Origin of the sequence: Dysosmobacter segnis, assembly GCF_014297285.1 — a bacterium.
Taxonomy (GTDB): Bacteria; Bacillota; Clostridia; order Oscillospirales; family Oscillospiraceae; genus Oscillibacter; species Oscillibacter segnis.
Genome location: NZ_JACOQI010000045.1, coordinates 1 through 6,836, shown reverse-complemented (window position 1 = coordinate 6,836; position 6,836 = coordinate 1). Strand labels below are relative to the sequence as shown.

Annotated in this window: 8 protein-coding genes; all 8 read left to right on the top strand. The window is 46.4% G+C overall.

The window, feature by feature from the left end; genetic code table 11:
• The first annotated feature begins 899 nt into the window (after positions 1 to 899).
• The gene (locus tag H8Z83_RS18355) at positions 900 to 1,922 is read left to right on the top strand and encodes a chorismate mutase family protein (RefSeq protein ID WP_187016369.1); all 1,023 of its coding nucleotides are present in this window, start codon (positions 900 to 902) and stop codon (positions 1,920 to 1,922) included.
• Positions 1,923 to 1,936: 14 nt separating this feature from the next.
• Positions 1,937 to 2,707 carry a hypothetical protein gene (locus tag H8Z83_RS18350; RefSeq protein ID WP_187016368.1) on the top strand — a complete coding sequence of 257 codons (771 nt, stop codon included), beginning with the start codon at positions 1,937 to 1,939 and terminating at the stop codon, positions 2,705 to 2,707.
• Between the two features lie 724 nt (positions 2,708 to 3,431).
• Positions 3,432 to 4,883, top strand: coding sequence for a hypothetical protein (locus tag H8Z83_RS18345; protein ID WP_187016367.1), 1,452 nt, complete (start codon positions 3,432 to 3,434; stop codon positions 4,881 to 4,883).
• A 30-nt stretch (positions 4,884 to 4,913) separates the two neighbouring features.
• The gene (locus tag H8Z83_RS18340; protein WP_187016366.1) at positions 4,914 to 5,204 is read left to right on the top strand and encodes a BrnT family toxin; all 291 of its coding nucleotides are present in this window, start codon (positions 4,914 to 4,916) and stop codon (positions 5,202 to 5,204) included.
• A 9-nt stretch (positions 5,205 to 5,213) separates the two neighbouring features.
• Complete coding sequence (locus tag H8Z83_RS18335; RefSeq protein ID WP_187016365.1) at positions 5,214 to 5,429, top strand: BrnA antitoxin family protein; 216 nt, start codon at positions 5,214 to 5,216, stop codon at positions 5,427 to 5,429.
• Positions 5,430 to 5,554: 125 nt separating this feature from the next.
• Positions 5,555 to 6,316, top strand: a complete 762-nt coding sequence (locus tag H8Z83_RS18330) for a ParA family protein (protein ID WP_187016364.1) — start codon at positions 5,555 to 5,557, stop codon at positions 6,314 to 6,316.
• On the top strand, positions 6,316 to 6,564 hold the full coding sequence (locus H8Z83_RS18325) for a hypothetical protein (RefSeq protein ID WP_187016363.1): 249 nt from the start codon (positions 6,316 to 6,318) through the stop codon (positions 6,562 to 6,564). Before H8Z83_RS18330 ends, H8Z83_RS18325 begins: the two co-directional genes overlap by 1 nt.
• 104 nt (positions 6,565 to 6,668) lie before the next feature.
• Positions 6,669 to 6,836 (top strand): helix-turn-helix transcriptional regulator (locus H8Z83_RS20280; RefSeq protein WP_187016362.1); only part of this gene is annotated, 168 nt, incomplete at its 3' end.

The following is a 6,836-nucleotide window of genomic DNA, read 5'->3' as shown; positions in this document are numbered from 1 at the left end:
TCCTTAGAGAGCGTAATAATTTGACGATTGCAGAAATGGAAGCGATGAAAGGTTAATCTAAGGATCAATATTCGTAGAGAAGGAGAAGTCGAGATAGCTATATAGTTATCTCGGCTTCTTTTTTCACTAACGGTTTACCCGTTTGTGCCCTTTAGGAGCGTGAACGGGTAAACCGTTATACGGTTAATTTTATGGTTATGTTGACAACCTCCGCAACGTATGGTAAGATGTTCTTGGATAGGAAAGGCTGCGGTAGACGCTGGATCGAAGCCTTGAAAGAAAGGGGGTATGGATGGCGGCTGCGAGTGGTGTGTGATTGGCAGCAGAAGTAAAGAATGAAGCTCGTCTGGGCGAGGGTAAATAGTAATTAGGCCCAGAGCGTCTTGGCTGGCAGATCTGCCGGTCGGGGGTTTAGCAATTTGCTAATCAGAAGCCACTTCAGGTACGATACACCTGTGTGATGCGTGGGCTTGCCGTAGTAACCTTTGTGAACTGGAAAGCGCATCATGGACCCGGTATTAGTAATCCTTTTGAACGTGCCGGTAAATAAAACGTATCTGTTCCTATCCACTTTCTGATAGTAGCCGGAATACTGTAGATCTTCCGGAGAGCTGCTTCCTCTACAAAGAAGCCGACAGAATCTGAACTGCCGTAGATCTCAATAAAACAGAGCTGCACACATAAGCAGATTAAAAAAAGTGTAGGGAGCAATCCCAAACCCGTCATACATAAGACGTTAAAAAGTGTATTTTGCCGATTGTCGAGTCTCCGAATGGAGCTGGTATGAGGCGGCTTAGCTTGAACGAGAAATGTAGAAGTCTATAAAACTAATAAAATAGTTATGTAGTTTTATAGAAATATAGATTTATACAAAAATAGATGCACGAAAGGAAGTCGGAATGGGGCGTAGAAATAAAGCGTACTTCAAGGATCTGCACCAGCAAGCCTATGACCGGCTTACCGGGATGCAGGCCTTTGGCGAGAGCAAAAAAGAAGCGGTAGCCAATGGCACAGAGAAAGATAAAATATTTGCGTTCAACACCTATAAGAGCTACTGGAAACATACCAAATATTTTATCAAGTACATCAAGGAGAAGCATCCAGAGTGTACCACGCTGAAGAGTGCAAAGAAGTATGCCAATGAGTGGCTTCAGACCAGAGTGGATCAGGGGCTTTCAGCGTGGACGGTGCAGCTTGAAGCGAAAGCGCTGGGAAAGCTATACGGGATTTCCCCGGATGACGAGAATTACTTTAATCCGCCCAAGCGAAAACGTGAGGAGATTAAACGGAGCCGGGGGGACCGGGTGCGGGACAAGCATTTCTCCAAGACGAACAATGATGAACTGATAAAGTTTTGCCGGGGAACCGGCCTGCGGCGAAAGGAGCTGCAGGAGCTGCGGGGGAAGGATCTGGTGCCCAGGGCGCAAATTGAGGCGGAGATCTCCGAACTGCAGAAAATCCCGGAGGAGCAGCGAGCACCGAGTGTCACAAAGCGCCTTGAAATGCTCCAGGACGCACGTTTGTTCCCGGAGGAGTGGTTTATCCATGTCCGCAACGGAAAGGGCGGACGAGAGCGTTTAAGCCCGATTATAGGCAAAAATGCAGGGCAGATCATTGAACGGATAACTGATACACCGTCAGAGGAAAAGGTGTGGCAGCACGTTCATAATTGCGCCGACATCCACGGTTATCGTGCGGAGTATGCCACGGCGATCTACAAGGCTCATGCCAGGGCAATCGAAGAGATTCCCTATGACCGGGTAAACCGTGGCACCGGGCGGCGTTATCAAAGCGAGGTTTATACTTGCCGAAAAGATGAAGCGGGGAAGAAGCTGGACAAGGCTGCCATGCTGATCTGCAGCAAGGCGCTGGGGCATAACCGAATCAGCGTCGTAGCGGATAACTATATTCGGGGCCTGTAAGGAGGTGCGCTGCCGTGAGCGAGTTTGTAAAGAAAACGATAGTGGGTTATAAAGATGTTCCTGGCGGCAGCTCGGACCCAGATTGTACCCACGTGATTCTGACGCTGAACGAGTATAAAAAGATTGTCCGGGAGAGGGACGAGGCAATCCGAACGGTCGGCATTGAACGTCAGAATGCTGACCGTCAAATGAACGAAGAAAAAAACAATGCTGCATACCAAATCAGGCAAGTGAGAGATCAGGCGGTCAAGGAAATCGCAGAAATGCAGGGAGCATTGGCGCAGGCCCAGAAGGATGCAGCATATCAACGGCACCTAAATGAAAACCTGCTGCGGATCTCTCGGGAAAGAGCTAATGCGGATCGAGGACTAAAACCGAAAAAAGAGCATACCGGATATGTTGTGATGAATATGCAGGAAAAGAAATTGCAGAGAAAGAACAGTCGGGGCTATTACACAATCACATTATGGGAAACGGTGCTGCAGAGTCCCTATTCTGTAGATTTCACTGAAGAACAGGCCAGATATCAGATTCATGAAGATCTAATGCAGCATGAAGATGGAAAAGAGTGGGCGTTAAGCAGAATTGGAATTTGTGAGAAGCCAGATCCGAAGTTCTGTGACCCGTTTGAATATAATGAAATAATGGAAAATGAAAATGTTCTTGTTCGGTATCAGCTGCGTGCAAACTATCAGGCACGGCGAGGGGAGAAGACCGGCTTTTGGGACATCATATTGGTGCATCAGAAGCCGATACCGCAGGTCCCGAAAGACATGAGACCATGAAAAAAGCCGCCATTTGGCGGCTTTTCAAATTTGACCATATATGCTAATATACCTACGCTGCCCTTCTCCAATCTGGCAACAGAGAGGAGGTGATAGCGTTGAGTAACCTCACCAGTTTTTTAGTGTCAATCGGAGCAAGTATAGTTGGCTACTATATTTGCAAGTGGCTTGATCGACACAGCAAGGGCAAGTAAGCACAAAAGGATTCCCGGAGAGTGGCTACCTCTCCGGGAATCTGCTTTTCGCGTGATAGCCTTGAATACCTCACCAGTTTCTTGGCTATGGTCATTATACCACGCCTGCTGTAGTCTATGCAAGTACGGATAGATTATTATTTGTAAAAATAGCCTGTCCAAAGGACTTGAAAAAGAAGTACGGACAGGCTATACTTACAACAAAAAATGCGGATTTACTTCATTGATAATATATGCCCCCCCTAATAGCCTATGGCTTATAGAAAAAAAGAAGGTTTTTTCTTAAACAAGAGAAAGTCGGAAGGGAATTGGGGGTGTGCGGAGGGGTGTGGGAATGTGGTAAACCCAGCGGGTTTTCCATCATTTCCATGCCCCGGAGCGAGGGGGAAAAGGGGAGGTGACTTTCTCTTTAAGCCCCCATAGGGGGCGCTCTTTGGCTCCCCTTTTCCCCCTTCCCGCCCGCAGGCGGACCCCGCCGCAGCGGATTTTTCTTTTTGCTTCTTTTTCTTTTTTGGATTGGAGGTGTTTTTATGACGATGGATCAGCAAGCAGCTCTGGAGCGTCAGCGGGCGCTTTACAGGGAGAAGAACGCCCATCTCCGGCAGTATCTGGAGACGGTAGATCCATTTGAGTTTTATCGAGAGATCTTTCCTGAAGGCTCATTTGAGCGAAAAGGCCATTATGAAGATGCCAAAGGAAACGCTATTGCGTTGACTGTTCCTAAAAAGCAAAATAGCCGTGAAAATGGTGTAGCATTAGAGATTGAGGGCGACGGTAGAGCTCGGAGACATTTGATTACAGATGAACTGCAGGAGTTGGGGGAGATCCAGGACACAGATTTTACAATTATGTCCCCTATTTCATATTTTGGTAGGCAGCGTAGCGGGAAGAATGCCAGGTATCTTTATGCCATCGTTTTCGATTTGGATGGTGTCGGTATGCCGCAGCTTCGTGATACGCTGCACCAGATGAATAAGGATATTATTCCCAAAGCTACCTTTATCGTAAACAGCGGGACAGGCCTGCATCTGTATTATGTGTTGACTGAGCCGGTTCCTATGTACCCGCAGAATCAAAAAACATTGAAGGAACTGAAGTATGCTCTTACCAGGCAGATTTGGAATAGATTTACTTCGTCTATTCGGGAGCCGCAGATGCAGGGAATTTTACAGGGATTTCGTGTGGTTGGTTCTGGATCTAAGTTAGGACGTGATTATCCTGTGGTAGCGTTTCGGTTTGGTGATGCGGTGGAGCTGGAGAAGCTGCTTGACTATATCCCAGACAGTAATGGGGAACAGCAGCGTATACAGGCACTCATGAGAAAGAGCCGCTTGTCGCTGGCCGAGGCGAAGGCGAAGTACCCTGACTGGTATGAACGCAGGATTGTGAAGAAGGAGCGCCGGGGCCGTTGGACGGTGAAGCGGGATCTCTATGATTGGTGGCTGCATCGCATTTCGGATGAAATCAAGGTAGGACATCGCTTTTACGGCATTATGACTTTAGCCATCTATGCAAAGAAGTGTGACATAGACGAGGAGGAATTGCGGGAGGACGCCTTTGGTTTGCTTCAGCGATACGATGATATGAGTGTTGAGGACATTAACCGTTTTACAAAAGATGATGTTGTGTGCGCCCTGGAGATGTTTAACGAGGATTATGTGACGTTTCCAAGAGATGATATTGCAAAGATTTCCGGGCTTTCAATGCCAGTAAACAAAAGAAACTGGAGAAAGCGAGCAGATCATGTAAAGTTGATGAATTTTGTACGTGATGAAATAAATGGAAATAAAGACTGGAGAAACAAAAATGGTCAACCGAGCAAACGTGGGATAATTTTTGAGTATATGCGTTCTCACCCGGATGTAAAAAAGAAGACAGAGATTGCCAGAGACCTTCAGATTGACCGTGGAACAGTGGCAAAATATTATGATGGGATAATGCAAGATCTGCAGCAAGGGCCGAGGGATAAACGGTACAGTTGACAATACTTACAATGTATGTATAATATAATTATGGAAACGCTAAAATTTGAATGGGACCCAAATAAAAACGAAACTAACAAAAAGAAGCATGGCTTATCCTTCGAAACGGCAAAGGAGGTTTTTTACGACGAGTTCGCCATTCTGTTTGATGATCCGGATCACTCTGATGATGAAGAGAGATTTCTTATTATCGGTGAAACCAAGGCAGAACAAATTTGTATCGTGAGCCATTGCTACCGTGACCATGAAAATGTTATTCGTATTATTTCGGCAAGAAGAGCAACCAGAACTGAGCAGAGGACTTACCTTGATGGAATTTGAGGTGATTTTATGAGAGATGAATATAATATCAGGGAACTGAACCCGAGAAAAAATCCCTATGCAAGTCGCTTGAAAAAGCAGATCACTATTAACATTGATGGCAGCACAATAGATTATTTTAAGTCTATGGCGGCAGCAGATGGAATCCCGTATCAGACCCTTATCAATCTCTATTTGAGGGATTGTGCGGACAATCGCAGAAAAATTCAAATGTCTTGGCAGTAATGAAAAAGCGGAAGAAAAACGTGTTCTTCCGCTTTTCTATATTGCTACATATCTACAAATATAGTAAACTATAAAATATAGTTATCTACAAAAATATGAAACTATAAAAATAGGAGCGTGAGTATATGATTATTGCAGTAGCTAATCAAAAGGGCGGTGTCGGCAAAACAACCACGTCCCAGGCACTGGCTGCAGGACTGGCAGTAAAGGGGTACAGAGTTCTGGGGATTGACCTCGATCCGCAGGGAAATTTTTCTACGGCCTGCGGAGCAGAGAACTATAATGTCCAGACGATTTATGAGGTTATGAAGCGGGCGGCCAGCATCCAGGACGCCATTCAGCACACGAAGGGCGGCTATGATGTTGTACCGGCTAATATTATGCTGGCTGGCGCAGAGCAGGAACTCTCCCAGACCGGCAAGGAACACCGGCTGAAGGAGGCCGTGGCGCCGGTGGCCGGTGACTATGACTTTATCGTGATTGACACACCGCCTTCCCTGGGCGTGCTGACGGTGAACGCCTTTACCTGTGCCACCGATATTCTGATTCCGACAACGGCAGGAATTTTTGCGACCGCCGGGATCTCCCAACTAAACGAGACCGTTACCAGCGTTCAGAAGTATTGCAATCCGGCTGTCAAAGTGCGTGGAATTTTGTTTACGAGATTTAATCCGCGGGCGAATATCAGCCGGCAGATGAAGGAACTGGCGGAGCAGCTTGGCGAATACATTTCTGCGCCGATCTACAAGACATACATTCGATCTGCTGTAGTGGTGGAGGAGGCCCAGGCGAACAGCCAGGATATTTTTGACTATGCCAACAAGTCTACGGTGGCAGAAGACTATAAAGCGTTTATTGACGAATTTTTGAAAGGGGTAAATGAATAATGGCAGAGAAAGCAAAGTTTGACCGGGAGGCTGCGTTTAAGTCTATCATCGGAGCAGGACGCCAAAGCGAGAATGCTGCTGTTGCTGAAGAGAAAAATACAAAGAAAAATAGTGACCGGGTGCAGCGGGCCTATTATCTGGATCGGGACATTGATAAAGCGCTGCGTAGGATGGCGCTGGAGGAAGGAAAGAATCTGACTGAGTCTATTAATGATGCTTTGCGTAAAGGACTTGTGGAGTATCTTTGATAGAATCTGTGTGAAAAAATGCGGAAGGCAAGCAATACTTGCCTAAATGTAAACCGTGTGCGGTTTACATTTGATGGGCATTTGTTTAATTTGGAGGTAAAAGAGTGGAACTGTCTCAAAAGCTAAAAGAATTAAGGAAGAAGCAGGGACTAACACAGTTAGAACTGGCCGAAAGGCTGTTTGTGTCCAGGCAGGCCATATCTGGATGGGAAGCAGGAACGTCGAGGCCATCGACAGAGAATCTGCAGAGCCTGAGCAGGTTATTTAATATC